This window comes from Streptomyces sp. NPDC032822 (assembly GCF_055578825.1).
In genome coordinates, this window is sequence record NZ_JBVIOL010000019.1 from 105,408 (window position 1) to 122,772 (window position 17,365).

At 71.9% G+C, this 17,365-nt stretch carries 18 protein-coding genes; 8 read left to right on the plus strand and 10 right to left on the minus strand.

Annotated elements, in window-relative coordinates; all coding sequences use genetic code 11:
• Window positions 1–116: 116 nt before the first annotated feature.
• Both ACZ5VD_RS36690 and ACZ5VD_RS36695 read left to right on the plus strand, forming a co-directional pair.
• Window positions 117–806 (plus strand): response regulator transcription factor, encoded by a 690-nt coding sequence (locus tag ACZ5VD_RS36690; protein ID WP_468547501.1) that lies wholly within the window; start codon window positions 117–119, stop codon window positions 804–806.
• Window positions 803–2,257 carry a sensor histidine kinase gene (locus ACZ5VD_RS36695; protein WP_468684801.1) on the plus strand — a complete coding sequence of 485 codons (1,455 nt, stop codon included), beginning with the start codon at window positions 803–805 and terminating at the stop codon, window positions 2,255–2,257. The genes ACZ5VD_RS36690 and ACZ5VD_RS36695 overlap by 4 nt, the downstream gene beginning before the upstream one ends.
• A 75-nt stretch (window positions 2,258–2,332) precedes the next feature.
• Here the strand turns inward: ACZ5VD_RS36695 and ACZ5VD_RS36700 are convergent, their stop codons facing one another.
• The 4 genes from ACZ5VD_RS36700 to ACZ5VD_RS36715 all read right to left on the minus strand — a co-directional run bounded on the left by ACZ5VD_RS36700 (window position 2,333) and on the right by ACZ5VD_RS36715 (window position 6,172).
• A complete protein-coding gene (locus ACZ5VD_RS36700; protein WP_468684804.1) occupies window positions 2,333–2,734 on the minus strand; it encodes an ATP-binding protein in 402 nt (133 codons plus the stop codon).
• A gap of 95 nt (window positions 2,735–2,829) precedes the next feature.
• A complete protein-coding gene (locus ACZ5VD_RS36705; protein WP_468684806.1) occupies window positions 2,830–4,383 on the minus strand; it encodes an ABC transporter substrate-binding protein in 1,554 nt (517 codons plus the stop codon).
• A 217-nt stretch (window positions 4,384–4,600) separates the two neighbouring features.
• Window positions 4,601–5,893, minus strand: coding sequence for a metallophosphoesterase (locus ACZ5VD_RS36710; protein WP_468684807.1), 1,293 nt, complete (start codon window positions 5,891–5,893; stop codon window positions 4,601–4,603).
• Between the two features lie 39 nt (window positions 5,894–5,932).
• Window positions 5,933–6,172 carry an SCO4848 family membrane protein gene (locus tag ACZ5VD_RS36715; RefSeq protein WP_468547506.1) on the minus strand — a complete coding sequence of 80 codons (240 nt, stop codon included), beginning with the start codon at window positions 6,170–6,172 and terminating at the stop codon, window positions 5,933–5,935.
• A gap of 91 nt (window positions 6,173–6,263) precedes the next feature.
• Between ACZ5VD_RS36715 and ACZ5VD_RS36720 the strand changes: the two genes are divergently transcribed.
• Entirely contained in the window at window positions 6,264–7,556 is a 1,293-nt protein-coding gene (locus tag ACZ5VD_RS36720; protein WP_468547507.1) for a D-alanyl-D-alanine carboxypeptidase family protein, read from the plus strand.
• On the opposite strand, the gene ACZ5VD_RS36725 is transcribed toward ACZ5VD_RS36720, so the two are convergent.
• The 4 genes from ACZ5VD_RS36725 to ACZ5VD_RS36740 are packed head-to-tail and all read right to left on the minus strand — an operon-like array spanning window position 7,504 to window position 10,391.
• Entirely contained in the window at window positions 7,504–8,439 is a 936-nt protein-coding gene (locus ACZ5VD_RS36725) for a YihY/virulence factor BrkB family protein (protein WP_468684809.1), read from the minus strand. The two genes, ACZ5VD_RS36720 and ACZ5VD_RS36725, sit on opposite strands and share 53 nt — an antisense overlap.
• Window positions 8,427–8,885 (minus strand): GtrA family protein, encoded by a 459-nt coding sequence (locus ACZ5VD_RS36730; RefSeq protein WP_468684811.1) that lies wholly within the window; start codon window positions 8,883–8,885, stop codon window positions 8,427–8,429. Before ACZ5VD_RS36730 ends, ACZ5VD_RS36725 begins: the two co-directional genes overlap by 13 nt.
• Window positions 8,882–9,862, minus strand: a complete 981-nt coding sequence (locus tag ACZ5VD_RS36735) for a decaprenyl-phosphate phosphoribosyltransferase (protein WP_468547510.1) — start codon at window positions 9,860–9,862, stop codon at window positions 8,882–8,884. Before ACZ5VD_RS36735 ends, ACZ5VD_RS36730 begins: the two co-directional genes overlap by 4 nt.
• Complete coding sequence (locus ACZ5VD_RS36740) at window positions 9,855–10,391, minus strand: phosphatase PAP2 family protein (RefSeq protein WP_468684813.1); 537 nt, start codon at window positions 10,389–10,391, stop codon at window positions 9,855–9,857. The genes ACZ5VD_RS36735 and ACZ5VD_RS36740 overlap by 8 nt, the downstream gene beginning before the upstream one ends.
• Before the next feature lie 133 nt (window positions 10,392–10,524).
• Here ACZ5VD_RS36740 and ACZ5VD_RS36745 point away from each other — a divergent pair, with 133 nt between their 5' ends.
• Window positions 10,525–11,880 carry an FAD-binding protein gene (locus tag ACZ5VD_RS36745; RefSeq protein WP_468547512.1) on the plus strand — a complete coding sequence of 452 codons (1,356 nt, stop codon included), beginning with the start codon at window positions 10,525–10,527 and terminating at the stop codon, window positions 11,878–11,880.
• A 27-nt stretch (window positions 11,881–11,907) separates the two neighbouring features.
• Entirely contained in the window at window positions 11,908–12,663 is a 756-nt protein-coding gene (locus ACZ5VD_RS36750) for a decaprenylphospho-beta-D-erythro-pentofuranosid-2-ulose 2-reductase (protein WP_468547513.1), read from the plus strand.
• 38 nt (window positions 12,664–12,701) lie between these two features.
• On the opposite strand, the gene ACZ5VD_RS36755 is transcribed toward ACZ5VD_RS36750, so the two are convergent.
• Complete coding sequence (locus tag ACZ5VD_RS36755) at window positions 12,702–13,280, minus strand: 2'-5' RNA ligase family protein (RefSeq protein ID WP_468547514.1); 579 nt, start codon at window positions 13,278–13,280, stop codon at window positions 12,702–12,704.
• A gap of 153 nt (window positions 13,281–13,433) precedes the next feature.
• On the minus strand, window positions 13,434–14,447 hold the full coding sequence (gene trpS, locus ACZ5VD_RS36760) for a tryptophan--tRNA ligase (protein ID WP_468547515.1): 1,014 nt from the start codon (window positions 14,445–14,447) through the stop codon (window positions 13,434–13,436).
• A gap of 170 nt (window positions 14,448–14,617) precedes the next feature.
• Here trpS and ACZ5VD_RS36765 point away from each other — a divergent pair, with 170 nt between their 5' ends.
• The 3 genes from ACZ5VD_RS36765 to ACZ5VD_RS36775 all read left to right on the plus strand — a co-directional run bounded on the left by ACZ5VD_RS36765 (window position 14,618) and on the right by ACZ5VD_RS36775 (window position 17,210).
• Complete coding sequence (locus ACZ5VD_RS36765; RefSeq protein ID WP_468684815.1) at window positions 14,618–15,232, plus strand: RNA polymerase sigma factor; 615 nt, start codon at window positions 14,618–14,620, stop codon at window positions 15,230–15,232.
• Window positions 15,219–16,310: a hypothetical protein gene (locus tag ACZ5VD_RS36770; RefSeq protein ID WP_468684816.1), complete on the plus strand. Its 1,092-nt coding sequence runs from the start codon at window positions 15,219–15,221 to the stop codon at window positions 16,308–16,310. Before ACZ5VD_RS36765 ends, ACZ5VD_RS36770 begins: the two co-directional genes overlap by 14 nt.
• Window positions 16,311–16,490: 180 nt before the next feature.
• A complete protein-coding gene (locus tag ACZ5VD_RS36775) occupies window positions 16,491–17,210 on the plus strand; it encodes a hypothetical protein (protein WP_468684818.1) in 720 nt (239 codons plus the stop codon).
• The last annotated feature ends 155 nt before the right edge of the window (window positions 17,211–17,365 follow it).

Consider the following 17,365-nt stretch of genomic DNA (forward strand, 5'->3'; position numbering starts at 1 on the left):
TGGGCAACAGAATTGGCGGCGGCAGGGGTGCCTGGACATGCGACACGCTCGACTCTCAAGGAACTCCAAAGTGCGAACCGGCCCGGCTGTCGGTGCGCGCACCGATACTGGGGAGCATGACGACGGCTCCGGGCACCGTGTTGGTCGTGGAGGACGAGGAGAGCATCGCGGACGTCCTCGCCATCGCGTTGCGCTACCACCGGTTCGAGGTGATGACGGCGGGCACCGTCCGCGAGGCGCTCACGCTCGCCGAGCGCACCCGCCCGGACGCCGCGCTGCTCGACGTCATGCTGCCGGACGGCGACGGCAGGGCCCTGGCGCGTCAACTGCGCGCCCGGCGGCCCGATCTGGCGCTCGTCTTCCTCACCGCGCGGGACTCCCCCGCCGAGGTCGTCGGCGCGCTCGGCTTCGGCGACGACTACATCACCAAGCCGTTCAACATCGACGAGGTCGTCGCCCGGATCACCGCGGTCCTGCGCCGCACCCGCCCGGCCGACGTACTGACCCAGCGCCCGCCCCTGCGGTACGGCGAGCTGGAGCTGGACGAGACGACGTACTCGGTGCACCGCGCGGGCCGCTCCGTCGAGCTCACCCCCACCGAGTACGCGCTGCTGCGGTTCCTGGTGCGCAACGGCGGCCGGATCGTGCCCAAGGAGCAACTGCTGCGCCATGTCTGGCAGTACGAGCACACCCCTCCCGAGTCGACGATCGTCGAGACGTACATCAGCTATCTGCGGCGCAAGCTGGACACCCTGGGGCCGCCGGTGATCACGACCCGGCGGGGTGTGGGATACGGGCTGGCATGAGGATCCCGGGGTTCGCGTGCACGCACGGCATCCACTCCCTGCGCGCCAAGTTGACGCTGGCGAACGTGGCGCTGCTCGCCCTGGGCATGGTCGCGGCGACCGCCGTGAGCGTGATGGGCATGCGGTACTACCTGCTCGACCAGGTCGACACGGAACTGGCCCAGACCCGGGACTCGCTGGGCCGTTCGCAGCTGTCCCTGCGGGCCATCGACTCGCTCAGCGCGCTGGGCTTCGTGCGCGAACGGCTCGTCCCGGTGGCCACGGACGAGGAGCCGAGGCCGGACTCGATCTTCGCCGCCGTCGACGGTGAGGGCGGTGCGATCGGCATGCTCGGCTTCGCGCCGACCGAGGCCCAGCGCGGTCTGGCGGAGGAGGTCGGCGCCCCGCGCACGCTGGCCGAGGACCCCGAGCCGCACGACGTCAGTGTGCACGGGGCCGCCTACCGGGCGACGGCCACCCGGCTCGGCGACGGCACCTACGTCCTGCTCGCCACCTCCACCGACGACGTCCATGAAGGAGTGGCGAAGGCCATCAGGCTCGATCTGGCCATCGGCACCCTGCTGCTGGCGGTGCTGGCCTGTCTGACGATGTTCAGTGTGCGGCGCCGGATGCGACCGCTGGAGGACATGGTGGAGACCTCGTCGGCGATCGCCGAGGGTGATCTGACACAGCGTGTCCCGTCCAGCCGGGAGGCCACCCTGGAGGTCGAGCAGCTCCGGGTCGCCCTCAACTCCATGCTCCAGCAGGTGGAGTCGGCGTACCGCACGCGCGAGCGCAGCGCGGCCCAGCTGCGCCGCTTCGTCGGTGACGCCTCGCACGAGCTGCGCACCCCGCTGTCCGCGATACGCGGCTATCTCCAGTTGTACGACAAGGGCATGCTGAGCGGCCCGGGCGAGCGCAAGCGGGCCTGGGACCGGATGAACGCCGAGGTCGACCGGATGGGGCGGCTCGTGGACGAGCTGCTCACCCTCGCCCGTCTCGACCAGCGGCCCGAACTGCGCTTCCGCAACGTCGATCTGAGCCGGCTGGTCCGGGACGCCGCGGAGGATCTGCGGGTGCAGGATCCGCGGCGGCCCCTCACCGTCGACGCGGAGGGTTCGCTGCTGGTGCGTGCCGACGAGTCCGGGCTGCGCCAGGTGCTCGGCAACCTGGTGGGCAACGTGCGCACGCACACGCCCGCGGGCGTCCCGGTGCGGCTCGGCGTGGAGCGGGCGGACGGGGTCGTCCGGCTCTGTGTCGCGGACCAGGGGCCGGGGCTCTGCCCGGAGGACGCGGCGCGGGTCTTCGACCGCTTCTTCCGGGCCGGCGGGGGTGCGGGCAGCGGGCTCGGCATGGCGATCGTGCAGGGCGTGGTGCACGCGCACGGGGGCGAGGTGAGCGTGCGGACGGCGCCGGGCGAGGGGCTCGCGGTGACGGTCACCCTGCCGGCGGGGGCGGCCGTACGGACGTGAGAGGCCCGTTCGACGCCGGGCACGGGCCGCGTCGGAGGTTGCCGGGTACGGGCCGTCTCGGGGGTCGGCTCCGCGTCAGGTGTCGGCGAGGACGAGCGCCCACACCGTCTTGCCGTACCGGCCCCTGCTCCACACGCCCCAGGCCGCGGCGAGGTGCTCCACCAGGTGGAGGCCGCGACCGGCCTCCTCCGCCTCGCCGACCACCCGCAGCCGGGGCTCCATCCGGCCCTCGTCGGAGACCTCGATGAGGCAGGCGCCGTCGGCGAGGGCGGTCACCGCCACCTCGAACTCCCGCTCCAGGAGCGGGCCGTGGCGTACGACGTTGGTGACGAGTTCGGACACCACGAGCACCGCGTCGGCCAGCGCCGGGTCGTCCGGGGCATGGCCCCAGTCGGCCAGATGGTCCCGGACCCGGCGCCGGGCCAGACCCACGGAGGCCGGATGCCGGGGCAACCGGAAGGAGTTGCGTCTCAACACGTCTGCTCCTCACCCCGCACACGCCCCGCCACATGGTGCCGCGTCGGATGGCTGGAACGCGTCACTCGGGCGAAGGCCACTACCGCACGATCACGTCAGATCCAGTCGAGACGCCAGAGACGGAAGACACCGGTGCCGTCCGAGAGGTACTGGCCGCCGCCGACGTCCTCGGTGCTGACGACGTACTCCTTGGCCTGCCACAGCGGGACGACCGGAACATCGCGGGCGACGACCTGCTGCAGTTCGCGGAAGTCCTCGGTGGCCTCGGTGCGGTCGGCGTACTTCTGGCTGCCCCGGATCAGCCGGTCGACGGCCTTGCTGCTGTAGCCGGTGTTCATGGTGGCGTCGGTCCCGACGAGCGGGGAGCCGAAGGTGTCGGGGTCGGGATAGTCGGCCACCCAGCCGACGGCGTACGCGTCGAGTTTCCCGGACGTCCACCGCTTCTGGAAGTCGGTCCACTCGTAGCCCTTGACGGTGACCTTGAACAGGCCGTCCGCCTCCAGCTCCTTCTTGAGTTCGACGGCCTCCTCGGCGGCGGCGCCGCGGCCCTCGGCGTAGCCGTAGGTGAAGGGGACCGGCAGGGTCACGCCGGCCTCGGTGAGGAGCTGCTTCGCCTGGTCGGTGTCCGGCTTGGGGTAGAGGTCGAAGAACGACGTCGTGTGGCCGGTGATGCCCGTGGGGATCAGCGAGTACAGCGGGTCGACGGTGCCGTCGTACACCGTGGCGGCCAGCCGGTCGCGGTCGATCAGCCAGGCCATGGCGCGGCGGACCCGGGGGTCGTGCAGCGGCGAGCCGGAGCGGGTGTCGAGGTACAGGTTGCGGGTCTCGGAGCTGTCGGCGACGGACACGCGCTGGTTCGGGTCGCTGGCGTTGAGCCCGGCGAGGACGCCGGGCGGCAACTGCCGGGTGGCGACGTCGATCCGCTTCGCCTTCCAGGCGGCGTCGAGCTTGTCGGCGTCGGCGAAGTACCGCAGTTCGACCGGCCGTCCGGTGCCCTTGAGGGCGCCCTCGTAGCGCTGGTCGGGGGTGAGGACCGCCTTCTTGCCGTTCGTATACGCCGTCAGCTCGTACGGTCCGGTGCCGTCGACGCCGGTGTCGGTGCGCAGGCCGTTCGGCGGGTACTTGGTGCGGTCGACGATCGCGCCGGCTCCGGTGGCCACCTTGAAGGGGAAGGTGGCGTCGGCCGAGGACAGCCGGAAGGTGACGGTGAGGCCCTTCGCGGTGACCGAGCGGAGGGTGCCGAGCAGGGACGCGGGACCGACGTCGGAGTTGATCTTCTTGACCCGGTCGAAGGAGTACTTCACGTCCTCGGCGGACATCTCCCGGCCGCCCGGGAAGGTGAGGCCGCTGCGCAGTTCACAGCGGTAGGTGGTGAGCCCGCCGCCGACGAACGCACAGCTCCTGGCCGCGTCCGGGACGGGTGTGGCGGAGCCCGGTTCGAAGGTCAGCAGTGACTGGAAGACGTTGCTGAACAGCGCCCAGGATCCGGCGTCGTAGGCACCGGCCGGGTCGAGCGAGGTGACGTCGTCCGTCGTGCCGACCGTGATGGCCCGCTCCTCGCCCTGCGCGGGCAGCAACTGCCAGCCGCCGACGCCGACGCCCGCCAGGACCAGCAGTGTCGCGAGTATCCGTATGCGAACCGATCGCATCGGTGTGGCCTCCCCAGGCCCCCTGGGGGCCGCAGCGAACTGGCCACCCCCCTGGTGGCGCGGATCACCTAACCACAGCTGTTTCGCGTGGGGGAAGAGAGATTCGGGGAGTTGGGAAAGACGTTACCGCAAGGGGTTTCGGCCATGTTTCACAGCGCCCCCACAGCATGGCCGTCGGACGGCCGCATCGAGGGGGCGACCGCGCCTCGCCCGCCGGTCAGGCCCGCTTCGACGCCAGTTCGATCACCGTGACGTCCGACTCGGCGCCGACCCGCGTCGGCGGCCCCCAGGCGCCCGCGCCGCGGCTGACGTACAGCTGCGTGTCGCCGTAGCGTTCCAGGCCCGCCAGGGTCGGGTTGGCGGCCACGGCGACGAGGTTGCCGGGCCAGAGCTGGCCGCCGTGGGTGTGGCCGGAGAGCTGGAGGTCGACGCCGTGCTCGACGGCGTCGTGGATCTGGACGGGCTGGTGGGCGAGGAGCACGCACGCGCGTGCCGTGTCGCGGTCCCCGAGGGCCCTGGTGAAGTCGGGGCCCTGGCCCTCGCTCTCGCCCGCGATGTCGTTGACACCCGCGAGGTCGAACCACGGCAGTTCGGTACGGGCGTTCTCCAGTGGGCGCAGGCCGAGCCGCCGTACCTCCTCGACCCACTCCTCGGCGCCGGAGAAGTACTCGTGGTTGCCGGTGACGAAGTACGCCCCGTGCCGCGCCTTCAGCCCGGCCAGGGGTGCCGCGGCCGGGCCGAGGTCCTTCACGCTGCCGTCGACCAGGTCGCCGACGACGGCGATCAGGTCGGGCTGGGTGGAGTTGATCGTGTCGACGACCTTCTGGGCGAAGCCGCGGCCGAGCACCGGGCCCAGGTGGATGTCGCTGACCACCGCGATCCGGTAACCGTGCGCCGCGCGCGGGAGCTTGGCGAGCGGGACGGTGACGCGCTTGACGGTGGGGCCGTTCAGGACGCCGTAGGTGCCGTAGCCGACGGTCCCGAGGGCGGCCACCGCGGCGGCGCCACCGACGACCCGGGAGACGAACAGCCGGCGGGAGGGGGCGGCCACCGGGCGGGGCGGCTCGTCGGCCGGCGTCTCACCGGCCGGCGGCTCCTCGGGCGGGGCCCCGGCCGGGACGGACTCCGGCTGCGGCACGGGTTCCGGGCGCGGTACGGCGATCCCGGCGGGCGCCGGCCGACGGTCCCGCCGCCGCAACACCCGTCTCAGCAGCGGCCGTACGGCCTCGCCCACGACGACGGCCAGGATCAGGTACATCGCCAGGGCCATCCACAGGAAGCCCGGCCAGGCCAGGGTGCGCTGGAGCCAGAAGGGGGCGCCGGTGCGCTCGGCGACGAGGGCCGTGACCGTCAGCACCCAGCCGCCCGCGATCAGGACCGCACCCGCACGGCGCACCGCGCCGGGGGCCCTGGTCGTGTCACGGAACAGGCGTCGCCACAGGTACCAGTTGGCCGTCACCAGGACGGCCAGGACCAGCAGTACGACGAGCACTACGAAGAAAATGGCCACGGCCTCGTGTCCCCCGGTGTGGGCTGTCAGGTGAGTCGGTCATGACGTGCGGCGCAATGCGCGGACTCCGCGCAACCCGATGCCCCCCACGACCGTCCCCAATACGAAGGAGACGACGGCGAGTGTCAGGTGTACCCAGAAGTACGCCGTCGGGTGACCGTCGTCGAACGCGAGCCCGCTGCCGTCCTTGATCAGGTTTTTGACGAAAGTGACCCAGATGACCCAGCTCCACACCCCGAAGGCGAGCAGGAACCAGGAGACGGGGCGGCTGAGCTTCATGCGTCCAGTATCGCCGCCCCGTGTCCGGTTCCTCGGCCGGGGTGGGGAGGTGGGCGGGACTTCACGCCCTGTGCCATGTACGTTCCTGACCGTGCCCGCTCCCAAGAAGACCGCCAGGCGATCCCTGCTGGTCGTTTCCGCCGCCCTGTCGTCGCTCGCGCTGACCGCGCCCGTCACCCTGGCCGCCCCCGATCCGTCGCCGAGCGCGTCCGCGAGCCCGTCGGCCACTCCCCCGGCCTCCATGTCGGCCGTCGGCGGTGAACGGCTGGGACGGGCCGGGGCACAGGTCGATCTGGCCGGTGGCGTCCCGGTGCTGCCCAAGAACCTGAGCGCGCGGTCGTGGATCGTCGCCGACGCCGAGTCCGGGGACGTGCTGGCCGCCAACAACGCGCACTGGCGGCTGCCCCCGGCGAGCACCCTGAAGATGCTGTTCGCCGACACGGTCCTGCCGAAGTTCGCGAAGACCGAGAAGCACAAGGTCCTCCCCACCGACCTGGCCGGCATCGGGTCCGGCTCCAGCATGGTCGGGATAAAGGAGGGCGAGACGTACACGGTCCACGACCTGTGGCTCGGCGTCTTCCTGCGCTCCGGCAACGACGCCGTGCACGTCCTGTCGGCGATGAACGACGGCGTCGCCAACACCGTCAAGGAGATGAACGAGCACGCCGAGGAGCTCCAGGCCCTCGACACGCACGCGGTCAGCCCCGACGGCTACGACGAGCCCGGCCAGGTGTCCTCCGCCTACGACCTGACCCTGATCGCCCGCTCCGGGCTGCAGAAGAAGGACTTCCGCGAGTACAGCTCGACGGTCAGGGCGAAGTTCCCGGGCGAGACGAAGAAGAAAAAGGGCAAGAAGACCCGGAGCTCCTTCGAGATCCAGAACACCAACCGGCTGCTGACCGGCGACTCCGACGTCACCGTCTACCCGGGCATCGCGGGCGTCAAGAACGGCAACACCACCAACGCGGGCGCCACCTTCACCGGTGTCGCCGAGCGCGGCGGCAAGGTGCTGCTCGTCACCGTGATGAACCCGGAGAAGGACGAGCACAACGAGATCTACAAGGAGACCGCCCGGCTCTTCGACTGGGGCTTCAAGGCGGCCGGCAAGGTGACTCCGGTGGGCGAGCTGGTGCCGCCCAAGAGCGCCGCGCGGTCGAGCGCCCAGCCGGGTGCGAACGCCTCCGGGGAGGCCGGGGGCACCAGTGACTCCTCGGACGCCTCGTCGAAGCCGGTGGCGTCCGCCACGGCCGAGGGCGGCTCCGGCGGCATCGGGATCGCGCTGGCGATCACCGGCGGGCTGCTGGTGCTGCTCGCGGGCGCCGCGTTCCTCGTCAACCGCCGTTGGCCGCTGCCGGATCTGGTACGCCGTCGGACCCGCCCGTAGGGTCCTCGCCCTCGTTGCCCTCGTTGCCCTCGCCCTGTCTGCCGGGCGTCGCCGTCCACGCGGCGCAGAACAGCACCAGCTTCGCCGTGAAGCTGATCCACAGCAGCAGGGCGACGGGGACGCCGAACGCGCCGTACATGCTCTTCGCGGCGACGCCCTGCATATAGCCGCTGAGCAGCAGCTTCAGCAGTTCGAAGCCGACCGCGCCGGTCAGCGCGGCCACCACCAGGCGGCGCCGCCCCGGCTCGACTCCGGGGAGCAGTGTCAGGACGTAGAGAAGCAGCAGGAAGTCGGCGAGTACGGCGACGAGGAACGCCGCCGCGCGCAGCAGGACGCTGCCCCAGCCCTCCCGGTCGATGCCCAGCTGGTCGGTGATCCAGCCGACCATCGCGGAGGCCACGGTGGACGTGGCGAGCGTGACCAGGACGGCCCCGCCGAGCCCGACGAGGATGCCGAGGTCCTTGGCCTTGCGCAGGACCGGGTTCTCCTCCTCGTCGGGCAGCTCCCACACGGCCCTGAGGCACTCGCGCATCGAGCCCGCCCAGCCGATGCCGGTGAACAGCAGGGCGGCGCCCGCGATGAGGCCGACGGTGCCGGCGTTCTGTACCAGCGTGTCGATGTCCAGCTGCTCGGAGATGCCGGGCACCTGCTCGGCGATCTTGTCCTCCAGGGTGTTCTGCCGCTCCTTGCCGAGCGTGGCGGCGGCGACCGCGGCGGCCACGGTGAGCAGCGGGAAGAGCGCCAGGAAGCTGGTGAACGTCATCGCGGCGGCCAGCCGTGTCCACTTCACCCGGTCCAGCCGCTCGTACGACCGCCACGCGTGCGTGGCGGTCAGCCGGGCCACCAGGGGCCCGATGCCGGGGAGTTTCTTCAGCCAGTCCATGATCCGACTCTGCCCTCATTGCGGAAGACCAATGTGCGGGTGCCCCAGAACCGCAGGACGGTGGCGAGAACCATGCCGACCCCCGCGCCGGAGACGGTGTCCGCGCGCTGCGAGGTGAGGCCGAGACCGTAGTGGCTGACGGCGAGGCAGAGCAGCTGGACGAGGGCGCCGGCGATGTTCACCGCGAAGAAGACGGCATAGGTGCGCAGTCCGCCGGCCCCGGTGTGCCGGTAGGTGCCGAGCGCGTTGCCCAGGTACGCGACCGAGCAGCCCGCGACGAAGGAGAGCACCTTGGCGGTGAGCGGGTCGAGCCCGGCCGGGCCGCGCAGGCAGGTGAAGAGGGCGAGGTCGGCGGCGTAGGCGAGGAGGCCCACGGCGGCGAAGCCGAGCAGTTCCCTGCGGGGGCCGGGAAGTTCGAAGGGGCGCCCCCACGCGCGCGTGCTCACCAATTGGCCACCGCCAGGGCGTACATCGCGATCCAGGACAGGGCGATGAGGGCGAGCGCGCGGTCGCGCAGGACGACGTCCTCGGGTTCGCCGGCCGTGCCGCGGTCGGCGAAGACGGCGTACCTGAGGATGGCGAGGATGAAGGCGACCATGGAGAGCTGCCGCCAGGGCAGCACGCTGGTGTGCGGGACGCCGCCCTCCTCCAGGGCCCACAGGCAGTAGCCGAGGACGGCGACGCCGGCCGCGAGCTGCCACACGAAACGCAGGTAGCCGGTGGTGTACTCGGTGAGCAACGCGCGCGTGGCGCCCGCCTTCCCGGCCATCTGGACGGCTTCCGAGTAGCGCTTGGCCGACACCATGAACAGCGCGCCGAACCCGGTGGTGATCAGGAACCACCGCGACAGCGGGATGCCCAGGGCTAGCCCGCCGACCATGGCCCGCATCAGGAAGCCGGTGGTGACGACGGCCAGGTCCACGACGAGGACGTGCTTGAGGCTGACGCAGTAGGCCAGTTGCATGCCCAGATAGGCCGTCAGGAGCGCCGCCACGGCGGGTGAGACCAGCCAGGCCGCGAGGACCGGCGCGAGGACGCCCAGGGCGCCTCCGACGGCGTAGGCGACGGCTACGGGGACCTGTCCGGCGGCGACCGGGCGGCGGCGCTTGGTGGGGTGGGCGCGGTCGGCGTCGGCGTCGCGGGCGTCGTTGACCAGGTAGACGGCGGCGGCGCAGGCGGTGAAGAGGGCGAAGACGAGCGCGAGTTGGGTGAGGGCGTGCCGGGAGAAGAGCTGGCCCGCGGCGGCCGGGGCCGCGACGACCAGGACGTTCTTGACCCACTGCTTGGGGCGGGCGGTCCTGAGGAGTCCGCCCAGGAGGCCGCCCTTGCGGGGTGGCGGGGGCTTACGGAGCGGGCTGCGCTGTTCCAGCAGCGCCGTCTCACGGGTGCGTGCGCTCCCTGTCATCGGCGCGGTCTCAGTCATGCGCGCCTCCCTGCATCCACCGTGCGCCGACGCGCGCGGTGAGCGCTCCCAGGGCGGCGCCCGCCGCCACGTCCGAGGGGTAGTGCACGCCGACGACCAGGCGCGAGAGGCACATCGCGGCGGCGAGCGGGGGTACGGAACGCGCTCCGAGCGCGCCGAAGGCGACCGCGGCCGCCGCGGCGGAGGTGGCGTGCGAGCTCGGGAAGGAGTGCCGGCCCGCGGTGCGCACCAGGGGCTCCACGTGGGCCGGGCGGGGGCGGCGCACCACCCTCTTCACGCCCATGCTGACGAGGTGCGCGCCCGCGGTGAGTGCCGTCGCGCGCAGCCAGGCGCCGCGCCGCGGGCCGTCCAGGGCGGCTCCCGCGAGTCCCGCGGCCAGCCAGAGCCCGCCGTGCTCGCCCGCCCGGGACAGGGTGCGCGCGGCGTTCGCGACGTGGGGGTCACGGCCGTACGCCCGCAGTGCCGAAAGGATTCGGTGGTCCAGGTCGTCGAGGGCATCGTGGCCGTCGAGGTCGTCGAGATCGTCCATGTGGACTCACTGTTCACGCCCGGACCGTCGGAACTCCGGCAATATAGGGCGACATCCCATTAATCACCCATTTCGGGGATTGGATGAATGTTTCAAAACTAATCGTCCACATAGGGACGATACGGTCATCGACATGTCTGCCGACACCGTTTCCGTCACCGGCTGGGGCCGCACCGCGCCCACCGCAGCGCGTCTGATCCGTCCACGGACGTACGAGGAGGCCGCCGCCGCCGTCCGGGACTGCGGGGCCCGCGGGGGCATCCCCAGGGGCCTGGGGCGGGCGTACGGGGACGCGGCGCAGAACGCCGGCGGCGCGGTCCTCGACATGACCGGCCTGGACCGCGTCCATGTCATCGACGCCGACGAGGGCATCGTGCTGTGCGACGCGGGCGTCTCCCTGCACCGGCTGATGGAGGTGCTGCTGCCGCTCGGCTGGTTCGTGCCGGTGACGCCGGGCACCCGCTACGTCACCGTCGGCGGCGCGATCGGCGCCGACATCCACGGCAAGAACCACCATGGGGCGGGCTCCTTCTCCCGGCACGTCCTCTCGCTCGAACTCCTCACCGCCGACGGCGAGATCCGCACGGTCGGCCGGGACACGCCCCTGTTCGACGCCACGACCGGCGGCATGGGCCTGACCGGTGTGATCCTCACCGCGACGGTCCAGCTCCAGCCCGTCGAGACCTCGCTCATGTCGGTCGACACCGAACGCGCGCGGGACCTCGACGACCTGATGGCCCGGCTGACGGCCACCGACCACCAGTACCGCTACTCGGTCGCCTGGATCGACCTCCTGGCCCGCGGCGCGGCGACCGGCCGCGCGGTGCTCACCCGCGGCGACCACGCCCCCCTGGACGCACTGCCGGACGGCACGCGCGCGCGAAGGGAGCCGCTGGCCTTCCGCACCTCCCGGCTCCCGGCCGCCCCCGCCCTGTTCCCGGAGGGCCTCCTCAGCCGGCGGACCGTGGGCCTCTTCAACGAGCTCTGGTACCGGAAGGCTCCCCGCGCGCGCAGCGGCGAACTCCAGAAGATCTCCACCTTCTTCCACCCCCTGGACGGGGTGCCCCACTGGAACCGGATCTACGGCCGCGGCGGCTTCGTGCAGTACCAGTTCGCCGTCGGCTACGGCCAGGAGGAGGCCGTGTCCCGGATCGTGCACCGCATCTCGCGGCACCGGTGCCCGTCCTTCCTCGCCGTCCTCAAGCGCTTCGGGGACGGCGACCCGGGCTGGCTGTCGTTCCCCGTGCCGGGCTGGACGCTCGCCCTCGACATCCCGGCGGGGCTGCCCGGCCTCGGCCCCTTCCTCGACGAACTCGACGAGGAGGTCGCCGCCGCCGGCGGACGCGTCTACCTCGCCAAGGACTCCCGGCTGCGCCCCGAACTGCTCACCGCGATGTACCCGCGGCTGGCCGACTTCCGTGCCCTGCGCGCGGAACTGGACCCGCGCGGGGTGTTCGTCTCCGACCTGGCCCGCCGCCTCGACCTCTGATCGAACCTCTGATCTCCAGGAGCTGTCATGAAGGACGCCTTCGGCATCCCCCAGTCCCTGCTCGTCCTCGGCGGCACGTCCGAGATCGCGCTCGCCACCGCCCGCCGGCTGATCGCCCGCCGCACCCGCACGGTGTGGCTGGCCGGGCGGCCCTCACCCGCCCTGGACCGGTCCGCGGCCGAACTGCGCGGCCTCGGCGCCGACGTGCGCACCGTCGCCTTCGACGCGCTCGACCCCGACTCCCACGAGACCACCCTCGGCAAGGTCTTCGCCGAGGGCGACATCGACATGGTGCTGCTCGCCTTCGGGATCCTCGGCGACCAGGCGCACGACGAACGCGAACCGGCCGGCGCGGTGCGCGTCGCCCAGACCAACTACACGGGCGCGGTGTCGGCCGGACTGGTCTCCGCGCGCGCCTTGCAGACCCAGGGCCACGGATCCCTCGTCGTGCTGTCCTCCGTGGCCGGGGAACGCGCCCGCCGCTCCAACTTCATCTACGGCTCCAGCAAGGCGGGCCTCGACGCCTTCGCCCAGGGGCTGGGCGACGCCCTGCACGGCACCGGAGTCCACGTCATGGTCGTACGCCCCGGCTTCGTCCGCTCGAAGATGACCGAGGGCCTCCCGGAGGCCCCGCTCGCCACCACGCCGGAGACCGTCGCCACGGCCATCGAGCTGGGTCTGCGGCGCCGCTCGGAGACCGTGTGGGTGCCGGGGGCGCTGCGGGTGGTGATGTCGGCCCTGCGGCACGTGCCGCGCGCGGTGTTCCGGCGACTGCCCGTCTAGGACCCGTACGGCCGGACAGCCCCTGAACCCTTACGGGTTCAGGGGGCGGGGATCGAGCCCCGCTCCACGTGCGCGGCCTGCGGTGGCACGACGGCGCCCCCGAAGACGTACTCGCGCAGCTTGCGCCACACGCCGTCGGCGCCCTGTTCGTAGAGGGCGAAGCCGGTGCACGGCCACTGGGCCCGGTAGTCGGCGAGTTCCTCGAAGGCGCGGTCCATCGCGTCCTCGTCGATGCCGTGGGCGACCGTGACGTGCGGGTGGTACGGGAACTGCAGTTCCCTCGCGACGGGGCCGGAGGCGTCACGGACCTGCTTCTGCAGCCAGGTGCAGGCCTCGGCGCCCTCGGCGACCTGGACGTAGACGACCGGCGACAGGGGCCGGAACGTGCCCGTGCCGGACAGCAGCATGGGGAACGGGCGGCCCGCCGCCGCCACCTCGGTCAGATGCGCCTCGACGGCCGGCACCGTGGCCTGGTCGATCTCCGTCGGCGGCAGCAGCGTCACATGCGTGGGAATGCCGTGGGCCGCCGCGTCGCCGAAACCCGTGCGCAGCTGTTGGAGCAGGCTGCCGTGAGGCTCCGGGACCGCGATCGACACGCCGATCGTTACGGTCCCCACGTCGTCTCCTGTCTACCTGTCGGGTTTCGTTCCGAGCCGTCCGGCTATCGACTGTACGGCCACGGCTGTGTTGTGGGCAGGCGCAACCGTAGTGATGTGCAGCGCTCTGTCCAGTGGTACGTCTGTGCGGTGGTGCGCCTCGATGCCGGCGCGTCAGTGCTTGGCGGGCAGGAAACCCACCCGGTCGTACGCCTGGGAGAGGGTCTCCGCGGCGACGGCACGCGCCTTCTCCGCGCCCTTGGCCAGGATCGAGTCCAGCGTCTCCGGGTCGTCCAGATACTGCTGGGTGCGCTCGCGGAACGGCGTCACGAAGTCGACCATGACCTCGGCGAGGTCCGTCTTGAGCGCGCCGTAGCCCTTGCCCTCGTACTTCTGCTCCAGGTCCGCGATCACCTCGCCCGTGAGGGTCGAGTAGATGGTGAGCAGGTTGCTGACGCCCGGCTTCTCCGCCGTGTCGAAGCGGATCACCGTGTCGGTGTCGGTGACCGCGCTCTTGACCTTCTTGGCGGTGGCCTTCGGGTCGTCCAGGAGGTTGATCAGGCCCTTCGGCGTGGACGCCGACTTGCTCATCTTGATCGACGGGTCCTGGAGGTCGAAGATCTTCGCCGTCTCCTTGAGGATGTACGGCTTCGGAACGGTGAAGGTCTCGCCGAAACGGCCGTTGAAGCGCTCGGCGAGGTCGCGGGTGAGCTCGATGTGCTGGCGCTGGTCCTCGCCGACCGGCACCTCGTGCGCCTGGTACAGCAGGATGTCCGCGACCTGGAGGATCGGGTACGTGAACAGGCCGACGCTGGCACGGTCGGCGCCCTGCTTGGCGGACTTGTCCTTGAACTGGGTCATACGGGACGCCTCGCCGAAGCCGGTGAGGCAGTTCATGACCCAGGCCAGCTGCGCGTGCTCGGGCACATGGCTCTGGACGAAGAGTGTGCAGCGCTCCGGGTCGAGACCGGCCGCGAGGAGCTGGGCGGCGGCGAGCCGGGTGTTGGCCCGCAGGTCCGCCGGGTCCTGCGGGATCGTGATCGCGTGCAGGTCGACGACCATGTAGAACGCGTCGTGGGACTCCTGAAGGGCCACCCACTGGCGGACGGCGCCGAGGTAGTTGCCGAGGTGGAACGAGCCTGCGGTGGGCTGGATTCCGGAGAGCACACGGGGTCGATCAGAGGCCATGCTCACCATTCTCTCAGGTGTCGGGGGCCGATTCGGAACTGGTCGGAAACAGAAGTGACACGAGTCGGACGGCGCGATCGGGACGACACGGATGGGAACCGATCCGTGCCGAGCGGTGTACCCATCATGTGAGGACGCGGGAGGGGGGCCGCATCGTCGATGAGGCCGCGGTGATCGCACGCGTACGCGCCGGAGAGCCGGAGGCGTACGCGGAACTGGTGCGGGCACATACGGGCCTCGCGCTCAGGGCGGCCGCCGCGCTCGGGGCGGGAGCGGACGCGGAGGACGTGGTGCAGCAGGCCTTCGTCAAGGCGTACTGCGCACTGGGCCGGTTCAAGGACGGCGCGTCGTTCAAGCCGTGGCTGCTGTCGATCGTGGCCAATGAGACGAGGAACACAGTGCGGACGGCGGCCCGTCAGCGGACGCTCGCCGGCCGTGAGGCCGCCCTGGTGGAGGCGGAGCCGCTGATACCGGAATCGGCGGACCCCGCGGTGGCCACGCTGGAGACCGAGCGGCGCGCCGCGCTGTTCGCCGCGCTGGAGAAGCTGAGCGAGGAACACCGTCTGGTCGTCACCTACCGCTATCTGCTGGAGATGGACGAGTCCGAGACGGCCCAGGCCCTGGGCTGGCCCCGGGGCACGGTGAAGTCCCGCCTCAACCGCGCGCTGCGGAAGATGAGCCGGCTGCTGCCGGATTTCCGGCCTCGGAACGCGCGGGACGAGCGGGCCGAGCGGGACGGACACGAGGGGCGCAACGAGCGGGAAGGGGGTGATGAGCGTGAGTGAGGAGCGGGACGCCTTCGGTGATGAGGGGCGCCTCGACGACGCGGGACGCCTCGGTGACGCGGGCCGGGAGCGGGGCCCGTACAGCGGTGAAGGCGGTGTCGGTGAGACGGGCGGGTGGCGTCGGCGTGGCGAGGCGGCCGGGCTGCCGGCGGAGCTGCGGGCCCTGGGGCGTTCCCTGGACCCGCCGGGTGGTGCGGGGTCCGAGTCGATGGTCGAGCGGGTGCTGGAGCAGATACTCGCCGAGCGGGTGCCGGTGCCGGTGGCCGGGCAGGTGGGGCGGGCGGGAGACGTCGGGCGGCTGCGGGCGGCCGGTGGACGACTGGTCGCGGCGGGTGGACGGCTTCTCTCGGCCGGTGGACGACTCGGTGCGGCCGGCGACCGGCTGCGGGTCGTCCGGTCCTGGGTGCGAGCGCGGTGGCGGTCGCTGACCGCGGTGCTGTGCGGCCTGCTGACGGTCCTCGCCCTCACCCCCCCGGTGCGGGCCGCGGTCCTCGACTGGTTCGACTTCGGCGGGGTCGAGGTGCGGTACGACCCGTCGGCGGTGCCCTCGCCCGGCGCCGAGGTGCCCGGCTGCGGGGCGGCGGGGTCGCTCGCGCAGGCCGAGCGGAAGACCGGGTTCGCGCCGCTGGTGCCTCCGGCGCTGGGCACGCCGGACGCGGTGTCGGTGGCCGACGAACCACGGGGACGGTTCCTGGTGAGCCTGTGCTGGCACGAGCGGGGGCACACGGTCCGGCTGGACCAGTACCCGGCCCGCCTCGACATCGGCTTCGCCAAGAGCGTGCCCGAGCAGCCCGCGTGGATCACGTTGAGCGCGGATCCCGCGGACGCCGGCACCCCGGACAACACGGCGTTGTGGTTCCCGCGCCCGCATCTGCTGAGTTTCTGGCTGGTGGACACGCAGGGCTCCCGCTACACCCGCGAGGAGCGGACCGCCGGGCCGACGCTGCTGTGGACCCACGGCTCCGGCGGCGCGGACGTGACGCTACGGCTGGAGGGGGTGGCGTCGCAGGGGCGTGCGGTGGAGATCGCCAGGTCTCTCGCCAGCGGGTCGGAGGGGTCCGAAAGGTTCCCGGAATAGTGCGGTCGGAAGGGGAACCCCGACGGGTCGGGCGGTGTACCAGAAGTGACATGCGGCTCGGAGACGGGCCGCGCGGGACACGGGGATCGTCTGGCTTGGTTGGGGGTTCGGATGCGTGGAGCGGGGCGCGGATGGAGTGGTCGAGGTCGTGGGGCGGCTGCGCTGACCGGGGTGGTGGCGATGACGTCGGCGCTGATGCTGTGGGGGGTCTCCCCCGCGGCGGCCGGCGGACCGACGAGCGTGCTCGTGGTCTCGCCGCAGAGCATGGAGGCGACGGCGCTGTACTACTCCGACGAGGAGTACGGAGAACTGGAGCGGCTTCTCGGGACCACTGGCACCGGCGTCCGCGACCAGCCGCCCAAGGCCGGTCTGCAGGCTGCCCGGCAGATCAACGTCACATGGATGGCACACGACATCTCGCCCTGGCGCTTCACCGAGGTCTTCCCGCAGGCCGACACCGGCGGGGTCTGGATACACACGTCGGCGAACCTCACCGAAACGGTGAACGGCTACTGGCACCAGGCGCAGCACCCCGGCCGACTGCGGGCCCTGCTCAAGGAGCTGGGTGTGATGGGGAAGACCTCGGGCGAGGACAGCTCCTGGATCTTTCCGACGCCTGGGGCGACGGGCGAGGGTGACACCGGTGCCGACGCACAGTCCAGTGCCGGTTCCGGCGCGAGCCCCGAGCCCGGTGCCGGGGCGACGGACTCGGCGGCCGACGCGGCCCTCGTGCCGACGGCACGGACAGGAACCGGGGACGGCACCGACTGGTGGTGGATCCTGCCCGGCGCGGCTGCCGGGGCCGTCCTGGCGCTGGTGCTGCGACCGCTGGCCGCCCGGACACGCTGGGACCGACCGCGCCGGGAGCCGGGACCGCGACAGGAGCTGCGGGACGTGTGATCCGGCCGGAGCCGTGGATGCGGCCGGAGTGGGGTGACTGGTGACGTGGGGTTCATGTGAGGGGGGGTGCCCCTATGGGTTTCGTCAAGCTGATGGGGCGGGCTGGGGTTCGTAGAAGGTGCCGTCGCGGAGCATGGCGAAGAGCACGTCGGCTC